This window comes from Amycolatopsis sp. NBC_00355 (genome assembly GCF_036104975.1).
In the GTDB taxonomy this organism is placed as follows: Bacteria; Actinomycetota; Actinomycetes; order Mycobacteriales; family Pseudonocardiaceae; genus Amycolatopsis.
The window spans coordinates 6,036,342-6,055,383 of record NZ_CP107982.1 but is presented as its reverse complement, the minus strand read 5'-3'; the positions used below and the strand labels follow the sequence as shown (position 1 = coordinate 6,055,383).

Below are 19,042 nucleotides of genomic sequence, written 5' to 3'. Positions count from 1 at the left end.
GCCTAACGGGAGCATCAGGCCGAATGCCCTGTGATGTGTTCGGGAACAACGCGGACGAGCACGCGCACGACGTCGGCCGGCTCGGGCGGGAAGTCCGCGCCGATGTACTTGCGGGCCAGCTCGTCGTTCAGCTCGCGGCCACCCTCGGCGGTGACCTCGGCCCGCCCGCGGATTTCGACGTAGTTCTCCGGATCGGCCAGGTCGAAGACGGAGAGCGAGACCCGGGGGTCGCGGCGGATGTTGCGTTCCTTGCGCCGGCCCCGGACGGTCACGAAGACCACGGTGTCGCCGTCGCGGCGCGCCCAGACGACCGAGCTCTGCGGCGAGCCGTCGGCGTTGGTGGTGGCGACGACGGGGTAGTTCTTCCCGTCGAGCAGCGCCTTGGTCGCGTCGTTGAATGTCACACCCATGGTCTGGACCCTATTTGACGGTGCCCGCGATCTTCTCGACGCGCAGGCGGACGATCACCCGTTCGACGTCACTGCCCTCCGTGGGCGGGTCCTCGCCGAGGTACTTGTGGCTCGGCGTCTTGCTCGGATCGCGGCAGACGGTGCTGGTCGGGATTACCGCCATCGGAGACCGACACACTGACGCGAGGGCCGGGTCGCAGGTCACGGCCCTTCCCATGGTCGAGGGCCTGGCCGCCGGAAAGCAGCCCCCGCCCTCTCCGGGGGACCGGCCCCGCTTCCAGCGTATCGGGACCCTCCGACGAAAAGCGGGAAACGTCACAGGCGGGGCCTCGTTGTCCACATCTCGGCCCGGTTGTGGACAACTCAGTCGGCGAGGCTATCCGCCGTCAGCAGCAGGGCGGTGGCGAACGCCGCGATGCCTTCGCCGCGGCCGGTGAGGCCCAGGCCGTCCGATGTGGTGCCGGACACGCTCACCGGGCCGCCGACGGCCTCCGAGAGCACCTTCTGGGCTTCCTCGCGCCGCTTGCCCACGCGGGGGGCGTTGCCGACTATCTGGACCGTCGCGTTCGCGACCCGCCAGCCCTCGGCCTCGATCAGGCCGCGGACCTCGGTGAGCATGGCGGCGCCGTGCGCGCCGTCCATCCGGGGGTCGCCGGTGCCGAACACCGCGCCGAGATCGCCCAGGCCGGCCGCGGACAGGAGCGCGTCGCACAGGGCGTGCGCCGCGACGTCGCCGTCCGAGTGACCCGCGCAGCCGTCGACGCCCGGCCAGCTCAGCCCGGCGATCCAGCACTCGCGGCCCGCCTCGATCGGGTGGACGTCCACCCCGTTGCCGATCCTCACAGCGTCTCCTCCGTGCTCGGTGCCGCCGCGATCGCCTCGGCCAGGGAAAGTTCGAAGTCGGTGGTGACGCGCATCGCGTCCGGGTGCCCCGGCACGGTCGCCGCGCCCTCGTGGACGCCGGCCGACAGGTCGGCCGCGCGGAACGCCTCGAGGGTGAAGCCGACCGGGGTCTGGGCGGTGCGCAGCCGGGTCCGGTCCTCGGTGCCGACGATCAGCTCGGCCGCGTCGGTCACCTTCACGGTGTCGGCCATCGGGAGCACCGGGACGACGATCGGGTGCGCGTCACCGACCGCGGTGATCACGTCGCGCACCGTTTGCGCAGGAATGAAGGCCCGCAGCGCGTCGTGGAGGAGTAGAACGGAGTCACGGGAAAGTTCGGGCTCGACGACGGCGAAGGCCTGCCGGAGCGAACCGGGGACGACCCGGCACGAGAGATCCTCGAGGACCTCTGCATAGACTTGCGCACACCGCTGGGGGGCCGCCACGAGAACCAGATCGATCTCCGGTACTGCCAGCAGCCCCCGCACGGTGTGCGTGAGTAGCGCTTCACCACGGACCGGCGTGAGAGCGAGCTCTCCGTCGGAGGCGTGGTGTGCGACGGTCACGATCACGACGACGTTCATCGGTTCGCGATCGTAGAGGCACCTGCTCGCCCGTCGAGCAGGAAGGCCTGGGGTGTCAGACCGCCGCGGTTTCCAGAACTTCGTCGAGGAGGACTTCAGCCTTGTCCTCGTCGGTGCCCTCCGCGAGCGCGAGCTCGCTGACCAGAATTTGCCGAGCCTTCGCCAGCATGCGCTTCTCGCCGGCCGAAAGGCCTCGGTCCTTCTCTCGTCGCCAGAGGTCGCGCACCACTTCGGCCACCTTGTTCACGTCGCCGGAGGCGAGCTTCTCGAGGTTGGCCTTGTACCGACGAGACCAGTTCGTGGGCTCTTCGGTGTGCGGAGCACGCAGTACGTCGAAAACCTTGTCCAGTCCTTCTTGCCCGACGACATCACGCACACCGACGATCTCGGCGTTGTCAGCGGGCACGCGAACCGTAAGATCCCCTTGCGCGACTTTGAGGACGAGGTACTTCTTCTCCTCGCCCTTGATCACGCGGGTCTCGATGGCTTCGATGAGTGCGGCACCGTGGTGCGGGTAGACGACGGTCTCTCCGACCTTGAAAACCATGTGTCCTCTGCCCCTTTCGCTGACCCCATCCTATCACGGTCCGCCAGTGCCCACCTAGCGGGCGGACTCGTCCTCGCAGGTCAGCGGCCTGGGCGGGGGTTGACAAACGTCGGACCCCCGTGCTCACGCAGGTTACGGCGAAGGGTCCGTGCGGCCATTGCGAATTCCTTTGTGGACGGTTGATCTTGAGCGCAACGCGGACCGGTTCCGCGCTGGAGATCGCCCCGGGCTAGTCTTCGCGGGGACGAGGCTCGTGAAAAGGGAAGGGACTGCGACGTGAGGCTGCAGAATCGTCGCGTGCTCGGCGCGGGCGTGCTGGCGCTCGGTGCCGCGCTCGCGCTCGCCGGGTGCGGGGCAGGCCAGATCACCCAGACCGACACGCAGCAGCCCGCCGTCAACGGCACGCACGCCCAGGTCAAGACCATCGTCCTGCGCGACGCCGCGGTCCAGTACCCGACGTCCGGCGCGGGCTACGCGAGCGGCGCGACCCCGGCGCTGACCCTGACGATCGTCAACCAGGGCACCCAGGACGACTCGCTCGTCTCGGTGACGACCGAGGACGGCGCGCAGGCGACCGTCGGCGGCTCGAAGGACATCGTCGCCGGGCACTCCCTGGTGATCGGCCCGGACGACGCGGTCGAGTCCACCAACCAGGCGCAGCCCACCTCCTCGGGCGCGCCGACCTCTTCTTCGGAAGCGCCGACGGCGACCGGGACCAGCTCCACGGGCACCTCTTCCGCGTCTTCCACGTCCTCGTCGTCTTCGGCGGCTCCGGCCACCAGCGAGACCCCGACCGCGGCCCCCGCGACCGTCGGCAAGGGCACTGTGACGCTCGCCGCGTTGAAGCAGCCGCTCTGGCCCGGCCAGACCTTGAAGGTCACGTTCGTCTTCAAGAACGCCGGCCCGGTCACCGTCGAGCTGCCCGTGGCGGCGCCGGCGCACGACAAGGGGTAGGTCCCCGTTTTTGTCGGTGGGCGCCGATAGCCTCGCGGGGTGAAGAAAGGCGTCAACTACCGCTGCGCGAGCTGCGGGTACGAAGCAGCGAAGTGGCTCGGCCGGTGTCCGGAGTGCCAGGAGTGGGGCTCGTTCGCGGAACGTGGAGCCGCCGGCAAACCGGCGATCCAGCGTGTCGCGGCCGGTGCGCCGAGCGCGCCCGCGCGGCCGATCGGCGAAGTCGACGTCGAAACTGCCCGCGCGCGCCGCACCGGGGTGTCCGAGCTGGATCGCGTCCTGGGCGGCGGCTTGGTGCCGGGCGCGGTGGTGCTGCTCGCGGGTGAACCCGGTGTCGGCAAGTCGACCTTGCTGCTCGAGGTCGCCTACCAATGGGCGAAGACGGTCGACCGGTCCCTGTACGTCACGGGCGAGGAGTCCGCGGGCCAGGTCCGGTTGCGCGCGGAGCGGACCGGCAACGTCCACGACCGGATGTTCCTCGCCGCGGAAAGCGATCTCTCGGCCATCCTCGGGCACGTCGACGACGTGAAGCCGGGCGTGCTGATCGTCGACTCGGTGCAGACGATGGCGTCCCCGCTGGTGGACGGTTCACCCGGCGGAGTGACCCAGGTGAAGGCCGTGACGTCCGGGCTGGTCGCGCTGGCCAAGGAACGCGGGCTGCCGGTGGTGCTGGTGGGGCACGTCACGAAGGACGGCACGGTGGCCGGCCCGCGCGTGCTGGAGCACCTGGTGGACGTGGTGCTGCAGTTCGAGGGCGACAAGCACTCGACGCTGCGCATGGTCCGCGGCATCAAGAACCGGTTCGGCGCGGCCGACGAGATCGGCTGCTTCGAGCTGGTCGAAGAAGGCATCGTCGGGGTGCCGGACCCGTCGGGGCTGTTCATCAGCCAGACGGCGGAGCCGGTCCCGGGCACGGCGATCACGGTCGCGATGGAGGGCAAGAGGCCGCTGCTGGGCGAGGTCCAGGCGCTGGTGTCGTCGACGTCGGCCCCCCAGCCGAGGCGCGCGGTCAGCGGCCTCGACTCGGCGCGGGTGGCGATGGTCCTGGCGGTGCTGGAGAAACGCGGCGGCTTGAAGCTCGGCGACAAGGACGTCTACGTGGCCACGGTCGGCGGCATGAAGATCACCGAACCGGGCATCGACCTCGCGCTGGTACTGGCTTTGACGTCGTCGTTCGGCGACGTGGCGTTGTCGCCCAGGTTGGTCTCGGTGGGCGAGGTCGGGCTGGCGGGTGAGATCCGCCGGGTCCCGAGTGTCGGGCGCCGGCTGGCCGAAGCGGCGCGGCTGGGGTTCACGCACGCGTTGGTGCCGCCGGATTCGGGCAAGCCGCCGGCGGGGATCCGGGTGCTGGAGGTGGCGAACGTCACGGACGCGCTGAACGCGGCGAGCCACGCCCGCTGACGTCATCGGCCGGCGGATGGTCGGCGCGCTCATGCCGCTCGCTCGGGCGGCTGGCCGGGCTGTTGTTGCGGGCTCGGCGCGAGGTCGGGTCGTTGGTGCCGTGGGTGCCCGGTGGATGGCGGGTTTGGTGATGCCGCTGGTTCGGTGGCTGGCTGTGGGCTGGGCGGGAGGTCGGCCGCTGGTGCCGTGGGCGCCCGGCGGATAGCGGTTTGGTGGTGCTCCGGCCACGGCCACGGCCACGGCCCCGGTCCGGGGATGGGCTGGCGGATGGTCGGCGTGCGGATGCCTCGACCTGATGGGTGGCCGAGCGGATGCTGCTGGCTCGGCGGCTGGGCTGCGGCGGCGGCTGGCCGGGCTGCGGCTGCTGTGGGCTCGGCGGGTGGCCGGGCTGCGGCTGCTGTGGGCTCGGCGGGTGGCCGGGCTGCTGCTGTCGGCCCGGCGGATGGCGGGTTCGCTGATGCCGCCACCCTGGGGCCCGCCACCCCGGGGCCCGCCGGCCCGGGGGTCGCCGCTCCTGAGAGGCCGTCGGGATGGGCTGACGGCCGGGTCGGTCCCGGCTTGGTGTGATGGCCGGGCGCCCCCAGGACGCCCGGCCACCACGGGTCAGCGGTCGGTCTTGGTGACCGAGTACGTGTAGCTCTCCGCCATCGAGTTCCGCTCCTCCGGCGGGTGGGACGAGTGTGGCGGGAGGTTCGGGGTCATGATCGCCGTCCCGTTCGGGGCCCTCGGCACGTTGGGCGTCGACGAGACCGGCGGGAGCACCTTCGAACTTGGGATGCCCGTCCCGCCGATCGACTCCTTGCGCGGCAGCGTGTAGCCGATGAGCTGGGCCGTCGCCTGGTCGGCGATCAGCGTGCCGCCGTCCTTCGCCGTGAAGCCGATACCGATCCGGCCGTCCGGGGACGGCATGCCCGGGGTGGTCACGATGCCGTCGATGCCGGCCAGCGCCCGCCAGAGCGCCACCCGCACGTCCCCGCGGGCCAGGCCCAGCTCCAGCGTTTTGCGCACCATCTGGACGGCCGCCCCGGGGCTGTTCTCCTCGCCCCGGCGCACCGGGGTCCCCAAGCCGCGCTGGGCGTCGATCAGCTGGGCGCGCAGCGCCTGGACGTCCGCGGGCAGGTTCGTGACGAACAGCGCCGTCGGTGCGTCCCAGGAACCCAGGAAGTCGGGTCCGCCGTACATCCCGGGGAAGATCCCGCCGGCGCCGGTCGTGTCGGTGATGTGCACCGGTACCGGTTCCATCCGCGGTGTGGGGACCTGCAGGCCGGTCGGGGTGTTCGTGAGCGTGGAGTGCAGGTGCCAGTCCCCGGCCGGGTCGGCGGGGATCCAGAGCTCGGTCTGCGTCCCCACGTAGGTCGTCGGGATCGAGCCTTTGTCGGCCTCCATCCACGACGACGACGTCGTGAGCCGGAACTCGCCGGGGCCGATCGGGAGGTCCACGCCACGCAGGTCGTCGAGCCCGGGCAAGGTGGCGGCCGGCGCGATCGGGGCGGGGGCGGCGGCGCGGTTGGCGAACTGCGTGGCGACGACCAGGCCGCCGGTGAGCGTGGCGACGGCGGCCGCCACCGCGATCCACCGCCACGCGCCGCGGGACTTCGCCGGCTCGGGCGGTGCCTCGGGTTCGGCGCCGGCGGCCGTCAGGAGAGAGGTGCGGGCGAACGTCAGATCGACGTCGTCGCCCACGTCGTCGTGGAGGTGGGCCAGGGCCGCGTCCAGTTCGGCGTCGGACCAGATCTGCCGGATGTTGTCGTCGGTCATGGGCACTACGCCTCCTTCGCGGTGGGGGTGGCGGTGGTCGTCGGTGCCGCGGTTCTCAGCCAGCGGCGGATCCGGTGCAGCCGCGAGCGGACCGTGCCCGGCGGGATGCCCAGGGCTTCGGCGACTTCGCCCGGATCGAGCCCGGCCCACGAGACCAGCAGCAACGTGTCGCGGTCGGCCGGGCTGAGCTTCGCCAGCGCGCCGGCCAGCTGGGCCGCGCGGGTCTGGGCGTCGACCTGTTCGGCGACCCGGCCGTCGTGCCCGGCGTGGCTGAGCTCGCCGGTGCGCGCCAGCCGCGCGGTCGCCTGCAGGCCGCGCAGCTCGGACCGCACGTGGTGCCGCAACAGGTTGGTCGCGATGCCGTAGAGCCACGAGCGGGCCGTGCCGAGCTCCGGGCGGTAACTTTCGCGGCGCCGGAGCGCGACGAGGAACGTCTCGGCGACGAGGTCGTTGGCCGCGTCGGCGCCGGCCCGGCGGGCGAGGTAGCGCCGCAGCGGCCCGGCGTGGGCGTCGAAGAGCCGGGCGAACACCGGCGCCGGATCGACCCCGCCCAGGTCGGGACGGTCGTGCCCCCAGACGTCGGCACCTTCTTGGATCACCTGCATTCCCCCTGTTGCCCGCAGGCCCCGCCGGTGTTCACGGGCGAACCTACCTTCGTCGTGATCCGTTCAGGTGCGGTACGAGACAACCGGCGGCTCTTGTCGCGATCATCCCTTTGTTCGACGCTGGCCAACCGGCGTCAAAACTGGGGAAGGATCGTCATGCGCAGATTTCGTCTGGGGTTCGTCACGCTCATGGCCGTTTCCGGGCTCCTCACCGCGCCCGCGGTGGCCGGGGCCCAGAAGTACGTCGTGCCGGCGCCCGGGTTCGTCAACGCCATGGCCGCGCCCGCGCACGTCGACGGCGTCGAGCGGGCCGAAGCCGTGCTGAACGTCCAGTACCAGGTCCAGAACACCGGCTACTGGTGCGGCCCGGCCGCCACCCGGATCGCCATCTCGGCCCGGACGTCGAACGTGCCGAGCCAGGCCACGCTCGCCTCGCAGCTCGGCACCACCACCAACGGCACCGATTGGATCGGCCAGGTCACCGGCGTCCTCAACCAGGATCTCGGCACCTCCTGGTACGAGACCAAGGAGATGCCGAACGACCCGCCGACGCAGGCGCAACGCGACCTGCTGTGGCGCGACATCGTCCTGGACGTCAACAACGGGTACGCGATCGTCGCGAACATCGTCGCCCCGGCGAACAACCACCCGCCGGGCTACCCGAACTACACGATCTACCACTACTTCACGGTGATCGGCTACGACAGCTCCGACATGACGGTCAAGATCGCCGACCCGGCCAGCTTCGGCGGCAACCAGATCTACTGGCTGACCTTCAACCAGCTCGCGACGCTCATCCCGCCGAAGGGCTACGCGGCCTGAGCCGTCCACTGTGGACTGAAATGCTCACCAGATCGGGTGATCGCTGAAGCGTCGCAAGGTCTGCATCGACGGCCGGACGCAGAACATTCCCACCAGGAAACCGATGGTGGCGAAGGCGAGCGTCACGGCTGTCGTGAGCAGGTCCGTGGCTCGCGCCGTGCGGGCTTCGTGCCAGACGCGGAACACGATGGGGACGGCGCACGCGCCGAGGATGAGGATCAGCGTCAGGACGTAGGTGAAGACGAACGCGTTGCGCGCCGACTGGGCGCTCGCGATCACGAGGTAGTCGCCGCGCAGGCAGCGGCGGCACGTCAGCACCAGCACCGCCATCGCCAGTACCGCCAGCGGGGGCAGCACCGCGGCCGCCTTTCCCAGCAGCGAATCCGGGAAGGCGTGGCCGTGGACGATGCCCTGCAGGAACGTCGTGAGCCCGAACAGCAGCACCATGCCGGCGATCATCGAGCAGCCGACGACCACCGATCCCCAGCGCACGCGCTCGGCGAAGCGGGGCGGGAGCGGTACGTACTCGACCTGCCCGAACGTTCCTTGCACCGCATCACCTCCGAACGCCCTCAAGGCCACCTTACGGGCGTCTGACGCCCGCAAGGTGGCCTTGACGGCAGTTCGGACCGAAAGGGCTAACTGGCCGCCAGCAAGTTGGCGCACCGGATGAGCCCGATGTGCGAATACGCCTGCGGGTGGTTGCCCAGGGACCGTTCGGCGATCGGGTCGTACTGCTCCGGCAGCAGGCCCGTGGGACCGGCCGCCGCGACGATCTGGTCGAACAGCTCCTGGGCCTCGGTGCGCCGCCCGGTGAGCAGGTACGCCTCGATCAGCCACGCCGCGCAGATGTGGAAACCGCCCTCCCCGCCGGGGAGGCCGTCGTCGCGGCGGTAACGGTACACAGTGGACCCACTGCGCAGCTCCGCCTCGATCGCGGTGACCGTCTGCTGGAAGCGCTCGTCGGCCGGGTCGATCAGGCCGGTGAGCCCGACGAACAGCGACGCCGCGTCCAGGTCCGTGCCGTCGTAGGCCGTGGTGAACGCCTGGACCTCGTCGTTCCAGCCGTGCTCCAGCACGTCGGCGGCGATCGCGTCACGCAGCGGGGGCCACGCGCCCGGCACGCCCCGGCCGTACTGCTCGCCGAGCTTGATCGCCCGGTCGATGGTCACCCAGCACATCACGCGCGAGTAGACCCGGTGGCGCGGCACGTGCCGCTCCTCCCAGATCCCGTGGTCCGGCTCGTTCCAGCGCCGCGTGACGGCTTCCGCCATCGCGCGCACCATCTGCCAGTCCTCGTCACGCAGGTTGCCGCGCGCCGCGGCGAGCGTGCCGACCAGCTCGACGACCGGGCCGAAGACGTCCAGCTGCACCTGGTGGTTCGCCAGGTTGCCGACGCGCACCGGCCGCGAACCCGCGTACCCGGGCAGGGATTCGATGACGGCTTCGGCGCCGATGACACTGCCTGAAAGCGTGTACAGCGGGTGGAGCCGCTCGGGGCCGGCCAGCGTCGCGAGCACGCCGTGCAGCCACTTGAGGTAGCCCTCGGCCTCCTCGATCGAGCCCAGGTGCACGAGCTCCCGGACGGTCATCGCCGCGTCGCGGATCCAGCAGTAGCGGTAGTCCCAGTTGCGGACGCCGCCGATCTCCTCCGGCAGCGACGACGTCGCCGCGGCCAGCACGCCACCGGTGTCGGTGTTGACCAGGCCGCGCAGGGTCAGCGCCGAGCGCAGCACCAGGTCGGTCTGGACCGTCGGCAGCTGCAGCTTCGACGTCCACTCGCTCCAGTAGCGGCCCGCGCGGTCGCGTCGCTCCACTTCGGACAGTTCGTGCGGGCCGAGGTCCGGCGTGCCGCAGCGCAGCTCCAGCACCACCGGCTGGGTCGGCGTCGGCTGCACCAGCGCGGTCGCCGAGTCGTGCAGGCCGTCCGAGGTGATCGTCCACTCGACGCCCGGCGAGTAGAGCACGAACGGCTCCGACGTGCCGAGCACCTTGACGCCACCCTCGGTGATCTCCAGGTTCACCGGCACGCCGCCGAACTCGGGCCGCGGCGCGAAGGTCACGGCCGCGGCCGCCTCCCCGGAGATGACGCGGACCAGGTCCGTCCGGTGCGGTGCGCTTTCCGGCTCGAGGTAGTCGGTGACGAGCAGGCGCGACCAGCGCGTCTCGACCGTCATCGTGTTCGGCAGGTAGCGCTGGCCGAGCGGGAGGCCGTTGCGGTGCGGCTTGATGGAGAAGTGGCCCGCGCCCTCGCCGCCGAGCAGGTCGGCGAACACCGCGGGCGCGTCCGGGCCCGGGTGGCACAGCCAGGTCAGCTTCGCGTCCGGCGTGAGGAGCGCGACCGAGCGCTCGTTGGCCAGCATCGACAGCCGCTCGATCGGCGGGGCCGACTCGCCGTACAGCCAGTTGCGGCGCTCCTCCAGCAGGAACCCGAGCACCAGTGCGACGTCGACGGTGTCCGGCACCCGGTAGCCCGCCAGCGTCTCGCCGTCGCCGACCTTGATGCCCAGGTCGGGGCCGGAGAGCCGGGCGAAGGCCTTCTCGTCGGTGACGTCGTCGCCGAGGAAGATCGCCGCCGTCGCGCCCACCTGGTGGCGCAGGATGTCGAGCGCGCGGCCCTTGTCCGTCTGGACGACCGCGAGCTCCACCACCTCCTTGCCGTCGGTGGTCGAGACGCCGTCCCACTTCGACGGTCCGCTGTGGACGGCCGCGAGCACGCGGCGGCCGGCCTCGTGCTCGGCGCGGCGCACGTGCACCGCGATGCTGGCCGGCTTGACCTCCAGCGACACGCCCGGGACGTCGAGGACGAGCTGTTCGAGCTCGGATTCGAGCCGTCGGTGCAGCTCACGCGCCTTTTCGTCGAGCGCGTGGATGAAGCCGATGTCGAACTCCGAGCCGTGGCTGCCGACGAGGTTCACCTCGGACGGCAGCCGCGACAGCGTGGCCAGGTCGCGCAGGGCCCGGCCCGAGATGACCGCGGTGGTCGTCTCGTGCAGACCGGCGAGCGATCTGAGGGCGCCGACGGACTCCGGCAACGGCCGGGCCTCGTCCGGGTTGAGGGTGATGGGAGCCAGCGTGCCGTCGTAGTCGCAGGCGACCAGCAGTCGCGGAGTACGGGCGATCTGGACGATCGCGCGCCGTAGCTCGGCGGGCAAGGCCTCGGCAGTCAACACTCCTCCTCAGGAGCTCGTGCGTGGTCGTGTGGTCAATCCACCGCTTCGGCACCCAACGCCTGGAGAAACGAGCGCGCCCAACGGTCGACGTCATGAGTGAGAACCTGGCGACGCATGGCGCGCATCCGGCGACGGCCCTCAGCCGGGTCGAGCGTAATGGCAGCCACCAGAGCATCCTTCACCCCGTCCAGGTCGTGGGGGTTCACGAGGAATGCGCTAGAGAGCTCCGAGGCCGCGCCGGCGAACTCGCTGAGCACCAGCGCGCCGCCCAGGTCGTGCCGCGTGGCGACGTACTCCTTGCAGACGAGGTTCATGCCGTCACGCAGAGGCGTCACGACCATGACGTCCGCGGCCGAGAAGAAGGCGGCCAGCTCAGTGCGATCGACCGATTGGTGCAGGTAGTGCACGACCGGGTGACCGACGCGGGAGAACTCGCCGTTGATCCGCCCGACCATCTGCTCGATCTCGCCGCGCATCCGCTGGTAGTGCTCGACGCGTTCGCGGCTCGGGGTGGCCAGCTGCACGAACGTGACGTCGTCCGGCTGGAGGCGGCCTTCGTGCAGCAGCTCGTGCAGCGCCTGCAGCCGCAGGTCGATGCCCTTGGTGTAGTCGAGGCGGTCGACGCCGAGCAGCACGGTCTTCGGGTTGCCGAGGTCGCGCCGCAGCTGCGCGGCCCGCTCCTGGACGCCCTTCGTGCGGGACAGCTGGTCGAGCCCGGCGGCGTCGATGGAGATCGGGAAGGCGCCGACGCGGACGGTCCGGTCGCCGACCTGCATGGTGCCCGGGCGCGACCGGACGCCGACCGCGCCGCGCGTCGACTCGAGGCCGATCAGCTGGCGGCACAGCCAGAGGAAGTTCTGCGCCCCGCCGGGGCGGTGGAAGCCGACGAGGTCCGCGCCGGTGAGGCCGCGGATGATCGCGGCGCGCCACGGCATCTGCATGAACAGCTCGACCGGCGGGAACGGGATGTGCAGGAAGAAGCCGATCCGCAGGTCCGGTCTCAGCTCGCGCAGCATCGCCGGCACCAGCTGCAGCTGGTAGTCCTGGATCCACACGGTCGCGCCCGGGGCGGCGACCTCGGCGCTGGCCTGCGCGAACCGCTGGTTCACCTTCACGTAGCTGTTCCACCACGCCCGGTCGAACACCGGGCGCTCGACGACGTCGTGGTAGAGCGGCCAGAGCGTCGCGTTGGAGAAGCCCTCGTAGTAGTCGCGGACCTCGTCGGCGCTCAGCGAGACGGGGTGCAGCACGAGACCGTCGTCGTCGAACTCGTCCACGTCGACGTCGGGCACCCCCGGCCAGCCGACCCACGCGCCCTTGCGCGAGCGCAGGAACGGTTCGAGCGCCGAGACCAGCCCACCCGGGCTGGCCGTCCAGCGGCGCTGGCCGTCGGTCGTGCGTTCGAGGTCCACCGGTAGCCGGTTCGCCACCACGACGAAATCGGCCTGGTTCGAGTTCTCCCTAGTCGGCGCATCAGTCACGTGCTCGCTCCTCGCGTCCTGGGTCGCGGCCCCAGAGTGAAACCCTATCGCGTGAGCGATGAACAGCCGGTGACCGTCGGGTTACTCCAAGCGCCGATCGGCCGGTTCGAGCGGACCGGCCATGCGTGGTCCGGCGAACCGGCGTTCGAGCCTGCCCAGTCCGGTGCGCACCGGCTGGGCGAGCCATTCGCCGAGTACCACGCCCGCGGCCAGGGCAAGCCCGATGGCGACCGCCGTCACGAGCGTCGAGATGTCGGCTCCCGGCTCGACCCCAATTTGGTATAGACCACGATAAGTGGACAGGCCCGGGAGCAGGGGAGTGATCCCGGACACGGCGACGACGAGCGGGGTGACGCCCAGTCGTCGCGCGAGCACGCCGCCGCAGAAACCGACCAGGGTCGCGGCGATCGCGGACGAGCTGACGCCGTCGAGCTCGGTCAGCATGAGGCCGCCGTAGACGGCCGCGCCGATCGCGCCGGCGGCCATCGCGACCAGCGTGGCGCGCATCTTGGAGTAGGACGCGAGCGCGAAGCAGGCGGAGGCGCCCGCGCCGCCGATGACGACCAGCGGCAGGTCCCGCGGCGTCGAGCCAGTGACCTCGGGCAAGGGCGTGAGCGGCAGTTTCAGCAGGACGGCGATCCGCAGGGCGAGCACGACGCCGGAGATCAGACCGGCCGACATCAGCACCACTTCCATGGTGCGCCCGGCGGCGGTGACGTTGTAGCCGGTGATGGCGTCCTGCACCGCCGAGACCGTCGACAGCCCGGACAGCAGCACCGTGACGGCGGCCGCGACGACGAGCGTCGGCCGGTCGGTGGTGAGCAGGCCGCTGCTCACGATGGCCATCGCGGACAGCGTCGCGACCAGCCCGCCGATCACCTGCTGGAAGAAGAACGGCAGCGAGTACCGGTTCACGAACCGGCCGATCCGGTCGATCACGCCACTGATGACGAACGCGACGAGCGCGATGTCGGGACCGCCGCCGAGCAGGATCGTGATGAACGCGGCGACCCCGCCCCAGGCCAGTGTCGCGACCCAGCGCGGGTACGGGTGCGGCGCCTCGGTGATCCGCTCCAGCTCGGTCTGCGCCTGCTCGGCGCCGAGGTGCCCGCGGACGATCTTGCGGATGAGCTTCTCGGTCTCGGTCAGCCGCGTGTAGTCGAGGCTGCGGCTGCGCACGACCCGCAGCGCGGTCACCGGCGCGAGGTCGGTGCCGCGGTGGCAGGTGACGGTGATCGACGTGAAGATGACGTCGACCTCGCAGTGCGGCAGCCCGAGCGCGGCGGTGATGGCGATGATCGTCGCGCTGACGTCCGAGGCGCCGGCGCCGCTGGCCATCTGCACCTCGCCGAGGCGCAGGGAGAGGTCGAGCACGAAGTTGACGGTGGCGTCATCGGGCAGCTGCGGCCCCATCGCCTCCTCGGCGTCGACCGCCGGGAACTCCCCGGTGGGCGCTTCGAGAACGTGCCAAGGACGGCGTCGCAGCAGGTTCGGCCGGTGGGTGCGCGGTCTTTGCGCGGGCGGTTCCAGCAGGGGCCATCTGGTGGCCTTGCCCCCGTTGGTGCGCTCGCTGATCTTCATGATCCATCCACCTCCTCGCTCGTTCCCGAGGACCATCGACACCCGCGGCCCGACCGTTGCACGGATCATGGAGTGGCGTCCACCACGTTCTGATCATCTTGTCGTGACCAGGGGATTCGCGCAGTTCGAGGCGTGTCCGGCGCGCGGGTGGGCGGCGTCGCCGTCCCGATCTTCGAGACGAGCGCGGCCGGGTGGCCGGAGCCGGTCGCCGGGGCGGGCCCGGTAGACTGCGGGCGGCGCCTTCGGCGTCAGGCCGCTATAGCTCAGTTGGTAGAGCATCTGTCTTGTAAACAGAAGGTCAGGGGTTCGAGCCCCCTTGGCGGCTCCGAAGAAGGATCGTCGACGCGCCATTCGGCCGAGGTAGTGGCGGCGGGCCGCGATTTGCGCGGGCCCGGACCGGCCGTGGCTCCGGCCGGTCCGAGCCCGTGGATCACGTCCTCAGCGAATCTGGTGCGAGGCGTTGTTCAAGTCGAGCGGGCCCAGCCCGCCGTCTCGCGCGTCGTCGGGTGCGAAGTCGATGTAGGTGCCTTTGTAGTTGCTGTTGAAGTAGAGCCTGACCACGTGGCTGGTCCTGTTGTACCCCGACAGCGCCCGGTTCTTGACGCACGCGTGCTGGCCGGTGCCCGGGCCCTTGAACTCGTAGCAGTCCGGCTGGGAACTCCCGTAGTTGGGAATCGACGTGGTGAAATCCGATACCGATCCTTGCAGGTCGTACTCGTAGTAGAGGCAGAACTCGCCCGCTTCGCACTTCCCGTTGCGCACCGGGGCCGCGCTCGCGGCGGGGGCTACCGCGGCGAGCACGGTGATCGCACTCCCGATCGCCAGCGCGGCCGTGCCGACGCGTCTTCCCAGGGTTCCCAACGTGTTCCTCCCGAATCGATGGTGGCACCCGGCGGTGCCGTGCTCCTGCGGATCGAGTGCTAACCGCAGTGCTGGTTGTAAAGGATCTTGTCGACCTGGATGCCCGCGTAGCCGGCGATGTCGACGCAACGATGGGACATGTCGACGCCTGCCGGGGTGTAGACCGGGCCCGCGTAGTAGGCGTAATTGCCGTAGTCGCAGCCGGTGCTGTTGCACGAGGGCCAGGCGGCACCGGACGGGCGAATCCGGGCATGGGTCTCGCGGACCTCGCCGTAGGCGTCCCCCGCGTGCCGGGAAATCAGGCAGTTCCTCTTCGCGGAGGCGGAGTAGTACACCTCCATGTGCAGGTCGATCTTGTCCGTGTGCTGGTTCCCGACCTTGTGCAGCCCCACCAGCGAGTACCCCGCGCCACACTCGCCGCCCAGGACTCCGGCCGTCGCGGCCGGCGCCGCCGCCGCGGTCATGCCCGCGGCGGCAACCGCCGAGGCCGCCAGCACACTGGCGATTCGCGCTTTCATACTCGAATTCCTCCCCTGGTCCGCCTCCGCGCCGTCCGGCGCGGAGGTGTTGCTAGTCCGAGCCCACACACCCGAGCGGCGTCGTCGGTTGTCGTTCATGCCCGGGTATCGCCCGTTCGGCGTAACGCGCACGGGGCCGACGGCGTGATCCGGGGCTTAAGGTCGCGTATGGCCACGACCAACATCCTCGAGACGCCCGAGGCGGACCTCGCCTACGACGTGCACGGGCCCGCTCCCGCCGAGAGTGAGCAGCCGCCGCTGGTGATGGTCGGGCAGCCCATGGCCGCCGAGGGGTTCGCGACCCTTGCCTCCTTCTTTCCCGAACGGACCGTCGTCACCTATGACCCCCGGGGGATCGGGCGCAGTGTGCGGAAGGACGGGCGGGTCGCGCACGAGCCCGGGGTTCAGGCCCGGGACGTGCACGCCGTCATCGGGGCGGTCGGGGGCGGGGCCGTCGATCTCTTCGGGAGCAGCGGGGGTGCCGTGACCGCGCTCGCGCTTGTCGCCGCCTGTCCGGATGACGTGCGAACCCTCGTCGCGCACGAGCCGCCGTTGCTTTCCGTGGTTCCCGATGCCGCTGCTGCCGAGCGGGCCCGGAACGCCGTGACCGAGGCCTATCTCGCCGGCGGGTCCGGGGCCGGGATGGCCGCCTTCATCGGCATGACGTCGTGGCCGGGCGAGTACACCGACGAGTACTTCGCGCAGCCGCCGGCGGACCCGGTGCGGTTCGGGATGAGCGCCGAGGACGACGGGCGGCGGGACGATCCGCTGTTGTCCGATCGGTCCTGGGCCGTCAGTGGCTACCGGCCCGATGCCGACGCGCTCGCCGCGGCGGCGACGCGGGTCGTGATCGCCGTCGGTGAGGAATCCTTGACCGTGTTCACCGGGCGGACGGCGGTGGCGACGGCGGAGCTGCTCGGGCAGCGGGCCACCGTTTTCCCGAGCCACCACGGCGGGTTCATGGGCGGCGAATTCGGCTACGCCGGACAGCCCGAAGCCTTCGCCGCGCGGCTGCGCGAGGTGCTCGGCCGAGAAGGCCGGGGGAATCCGGGAAAGCGACCTAATCCGCCGTTCGACTGATCGGAAGTGCTCGCCGTAGTTCTTATGGGGCCCCCGGGGGTGATCATGAATTCCCGGGGACATGATCGTCCGGCCGGCAGTGCCCCGAACGGCGCAAGGCCGCGCCCCGTTCTTGTCGGAATGTGAGCGCTCACGCCAGGTGAACCAGGCATATCAGGCGTATTGCCGACTCGTGAATCCGCTCTTGACGACATCCGTTCGAGGCTTTCGACGGCGTGTCGGTTCGCGTACGCTGCGCAGCGTACGCGGGTTGACCTCGGGCAACGACGGCGGGTAACCTGCTTTCGGCACAAGTCGATCTACGAATGTGTCGCCTGGGGTGGTGGTCGATGCGGAATTCGAGTGTCCGGGTGCTGCTCCGGATGCGGAAAACTTACCTGCGATAAACAACGATGTGCGGTGCGGCGGCCGTGGGGGAGTGCCGATTCCGTGCTGGCTTTCGTGGGTGATCGCAACACATTTCCGGAAGCCAGGGAAACCGGGTGGACGGAATCGTCATCTGGGGGATGTTCGGCGTGTTGCTGCAATTCAAACTGCTGGGTCCGTTGTGCGTGCTGTCCGATGACCGGGACATCACGCCGAGCGCGCCCAAGCTCCGGGAAATCCTCGCGCTGCTGATCGTGCGGGCGAACCAGTTCGTGTCGACGACCGACCTCGTCGACGAGGTGTGGGGTGCCGACCCGCCCCGCAGCGCCCACGTGACCGTGCAGACCTACATCCACCGGCTGCGGAAGTCGTTGTTCCCCAAGGAATCCGGGCACGAACCCGCCGGGTTGCACACGGGGTGGCACGGCTACCGGCTCGAGATCGCCGCCGAGGCCGTCGACAAGATCCAGTTCGAGCACATGGCCCAGCAGGGCAGTGCCGCGCTGGAAAGCGGCGAGCCCGGGGAGGCCACCGAACTGCTGCGGCACGCGCTGCGGCTGTGGCGCGGTCCCGCGATGAGCGACGTCGAGACCGGCGAGCTGCTCAGCGCCTACGCCGTGCGGCTCGAAGAGAGCCGGCTGCGGGCGCTGGAGGGCCGGATCGAGGCGGACCTGCAGCTGGGCCGGCACCGCGGCCTGGTCAGCGAGCTCAAGGAACTGACCATGACCCAGCCCCTCCACGAGGGGTTCCACAGCCAGCTGATGCTCGCCCTGCAGCGCTGCCAGCGCCGTGACGAGGCCCTCGACGTCTACCGGCGCTTCCGCGGCCGGCTCGTCGAGGAGCTCGCCCTCGAACCGTCGCCCGATCTGCAGCGGCTGCACCGCTCGATGCTGACCGAGACCGCCGAATCCCGCCCGGCGCCGGAGGTCCCGGCCGAGCGGGTGCAGCTGGTCGCGCCCGCGCAGCTGCCCAACGACATCGCCGACTTCACCGGACGCGCCGAGCTGATCGGCTCGGCCGTGCGGTGGCTTTCGCCGGCCGAGCGGTCGGACGACGGGCTGCGGATCGTGTCCGTGATGGGCATGCCCGGCGTCGGCAAGTCGACGTTCGCGGTCCGCGTCGCGCACCGGCTGCGGCCGGCGTTCGGCGACGGGCAGTTCTACGCGAACCTCGGCGCCGCCGCCGGGGCGAAGGAGGTGCTCGGCCAGTTCCTGCGGTCGATCGGCTTCCCCGGCGAGCGGCTGCCCGACAGCGTCGAGGAGCGCGCGACCATGTTCCGGACCTGGAGCGTCGACCGGAACGTGCTGGTCGTGCTGGACGACGTCACCTCGGACGCCGACGTCCAGCCGCTGCTGCCGGCGGGGCCGCGGTGCGCCGCCGTGGCCACCGCGTGTTCCGGCCTGCAGGGCCTGGCCGGCACGCACACCATCGACCTCGAACCGCTGACCGGCGAGGAGAGCCTCGAGATGCTCGCCGTGATCGTCGGGCGGGACCGGATCGCCGCCGAACGCGACGAGGCGCGCAGCCTGGTCGCGTTGTGCGGCTACCTGCCCCTGGCGGTGCGGTGCATCGGCGCGCGGCTGCGGTCGGTGCCCGGGTGGCCGGTGCGGAACATGCGCCAGCACCTGGAAACCAGCAACCGGCCGCTGGACCTGTTGCAGTTCAACCAGCTCGACGTCCGGGCGCGGCTGGCCGGCAGCTACCGGTCGGTGCCGTCGCACGCGCAGACGGCGTTCCGGCTGCTGCCGACGCTCGGCGCGAGCTCGTTCACCGCGGCCGAGGTCGCGGTGCGGCTCGACTGCCCGGCGAAACGGGCCGAGGCGCTGCTGGCCCGGCTCGTCGGGCACGGGCTGCTGCGCATCCAGAAGGACGTGGTGGACGAAGGCCCGGTCCGGTTCGAATTCCACCCGATCGCGCGGTGCTACGCCGAGGAGCTGCTCGGCGGCGAGACCGACGCGACGCCGTACCTCTGGCCGATCTACATGCGCACGGTGCTCGGCTTCCGCAACCACGCCTGAGCGG

At 70.8% G+C, this 19,042-nt stretch carries 18 protein-coding genes and 1 tRNA gene; 6 read left to right on the top strand and 13 right to left on the bottom strand.

Going from position 1 to position 19,042, the window contains the following annotated elements; all coding sequences use genetic code 11:
- Window positions 1-14: 14 nt before the first annotated feature.
- The 5 genes from OHS18_RS27150 to OHS18_RS27130 all read right to left on the bottom strand — a co-directional run bounded on the left by OHS18_RS27150 (window position 15) and on the right by OHS18_RS27130 (window position 2,423).
- A complete protein-coding gene (locus OHS18_RS27150) occupies window positions 15-410 on the bottom strand; it encodes a PPOX class F420-dependent oxidoreductase (protein ID WP_328447889.1) in 396 nt (131 codons plus the stop codon).
- A 10-nt stretch (window positions 411-420) separates the two neighbouring features.
- Entirely contained in the window at window positions 421-573 is a 153-nt protein-coding gene (locus OHS18_RS27145; RefSeq protein WP_328612836.1) for a hypothetical protein, read from the bottom strand.
- A gap of 200 nt (window positions 574-773) precedes the next feature.
- Entirely contained in the window at window positions 774-1,253 is a 480-nt protein-coding gene (gene ispF / locus OHS18_RS27140; protein WP_328612835.1) for a 2-C-methyl-D-erythritol 2,4-cyclodiphosphate synthase, read from the bottom strand.
- Window positions 1,250-1,876 carry an IspD/TarI family cytidylyltransferase gene (locus tag OHS18_RS27135; RefSeq protein ID WP_328447895.1) on the bottom strand — a complete coding sequence of 209 codons (627 nt, stop codon included), beginning with the start codon at window positions 1,874-1,876 and terminating at the stop codon, window positions 1,250-1,252. Before OHS18_RS27135 ends, ispF begins: the two co-directional genes overlap by 4 nt.
- A 55-nt stretch (window positions 1,877-1,931) precedes the next feature.
- Window positions 1,932-2,423, bottom strand: coding sequence for a CarD family transcriptional regulator (locus OHS18_RS27130; protein WP_005165253.1), 492 nt, complete (start codon window positions 2,421-2,423; stop codon window positions 1,932-1,934).
- Between the two features lie 276 nt (window positions 2,424-2,699).
- Here OHS18_RS27130 and OHS18_RS27125 point away from each other — a divergent pair, with 276 nt between their 5' ends.
- Window positions 2,700-3,377 (top strand): hypothetical protein, encoded by a 678-nt coding sequence (locus OHS18_RS27125; RefSeq protein ID WP_328612834.1) that lies wholly within the window; start codon window positions 2,700-2,702, stop codon window positions 3,375-3,377.
- A gap of 39 nt (window positions 3,378-3,416) precedes the next feature.
- Window positions 3,417-4,775: a DNA repair protein RadA gene (gene radA / locus OHS18_RS27120; protein WP_328612833.1), complete on the top strand. Its 1,359-nt coding sequence runs from the start codon at window positions 3,417-3,419 to the stop codon at window positions 4,773-4,775.
- A 603-nt stretch (window positions 4,776-5,378) separates the two neighbouring features.
- Here radA and OHS18_RS27115 read toward each other — a convergent pair.
- Entirely contained in the window at window positions 5,379-6,533 is a 1,155-nt protein-coding gene (locus OHS18_RS27115; protein WP_328612832.1) for a CU044_5270 family protein, read from the bottom strand.
- A 5-nt stretch (window positions 6,534-6,538) separates the two neighbouring features.
- Window positions 6,539-7,138, bottom strand: coding sequence for an RNA polymerase sigma factor (locus tag OHS18_RS27110; protein WP_328612831.1), 600 nt, complete (start codon window positions 7,136-7,138; stop codon window positions 6,539-6,541).
- A gap of 156 nt (window positions 7,139-7,294) precedes the next feature.
- On the opposite strand from OHS18_RS27110, the gene OHS18_RS27105 reads away from it, so the two are divergent.
- Entirely contained in the window at window positions 7,295-7,960 is a 666-nt protein-coding gene (locus OHS18_RS27105; protein ID WP_328447905.1) for a C39 family peptidase, read from the top strand.
- A gap of 24 nt (window positions 7,961-7,984) precedes the next feature.
- Here OHS18_RS27105 and OHS18_RS27100 read toward each other — a convergent pair whose 3' ends face one another.
- The 4 genes from OHS18_RS27100 to OHS18_RS27085 all read right to left on the bottom strand — a co-directional run bounded on the left by OHS18_RS27100 (window position 7,985) and on the right by OHS18_RS27085 (window position 14,195).
- On the bottom strand, window positions 7,985-8,512 hold the full coding sequence (locus tag OHS18_RS27100) for a hypothetical protein (protein ID WP_328447907.1): 528 nt from the start codon (window positions 8,510-8,512) through the stop codon (window positions 7,985-7,987).
- Window positions 8,513-8,598: 86 nt separating this feature from the next.
- Window positions 8,599-11,130 carry a trehalose-phosphatase gene (gene otsB / locus OHS18_RS27095; RefSeq protein WP_328447909.1) on the bottom strand — a complete coding sequence of 844 codons (2,532 nt, stop codon included), beginning with the start codon at window positions 11,128-11,130 and terminating at the stop codon, window positions 8,599-8,601.
- Between the two features lie 35 nt (window positions 11,131-11,165).
- On the bottom strand, window positions 11,166-12,614 hold the full coding sequence (locus OHS18_RS27090; RefSeq protein ID WP_328447911.1) for an alpha,alpha-trehalose-phosphate synthase (UDP-forming): 1,449 nt from the start codon (window positions 12,612-12,614) through the stop codon (window positions 11,166-11,168).
- A gap of 81 nt (window positions 12,615-12,695) precedes the next feature.
- Complete coding sequence (locus tag OHS18_RS27085; RefSeq protein ID WP_328612830.1) at window positions 12,696-14,195, bottom strand: threonine/serine ThrE exporter family protein; 1,500 nt, start codon at window positions 14,193-14,195, stop codon at window positions 12,696-12,698.
- A gap of 252 nt (window positions 14,196-14,447) precedes the next feature.
- Between OHS18_RS27085 and OHS18_RS27080 the strand changes: the two genes are divergently transcribed.
- A tRNA-Thr gene (locus tag OHS18_RS27080) sits at window positions 14,448-14,520 on the top strand.
- A gap of 113 nt (window positions 14,521-14,633) precedes the next feature.
- On the opposite strand, the gene OHS18_RS27075 is transcribed toward OHS18_RS27080, so the two are convergent.
- Both OHS18_RS27075 and OHS18_RS27070 read right to left on the bottom strand, forming a co-directional pair.
- Window positions 14,634-15,056 carry a peptidase inhibitor family I36 protein gene (locus OHS18_RS27075; RefSeq protein ID WP_328612829.1) on the bottom strand — a complete coding sequence of 141 codons (423 nt, stop codon included), beginning with the start codon at window positions 15,054-15,056 and terminating at the stop codon, window positions 14,634-14,636.
- A gap of 59 nt (window positions 15,057-15,115) precedes the next feature.
- Window positions 15,116-15,574: a hypothetical protein gene (locus OHS18_RS27070; protein ID WP_328447917.1), complete on the bottom strand. Its 459-nt coding sequence runs from the start codon at window positions 15,572-15,574 to the stop codon at window positions 15,116-15,118.
- A 168-nt stretch (window positions 15,575-15,742) separates the two neighbouring features.
- On the opposite strand from OHS18_RS27070, the gene OHS18_RS27065 reads away from it, so the two are divergent.
- Window positions 15,743-16,654: an alpha/beta fold hydrolase gene (locus OHS18_RS27065; RefSeq protein WP_328612828.1), complete on the top strand. Its 912-nt coding sequence runs from the start codon at window positions 15,743-15,745 to the stop codon at window positions 16,652-16,654.
- Between the two features lie 482 nt (window positions 16,655-17,136).
- Entirely contained in the window at window positions 17,137-19,038 is a 1,902-nt protein-coding gene (locus OHS18_RS27060; protein ID WP_328447921.1) for an AfsR/SARP family transcriptional regulator, read from the top strand.
- Window positions 19,039-19,042: the final 4 nt, after the last annotated feature.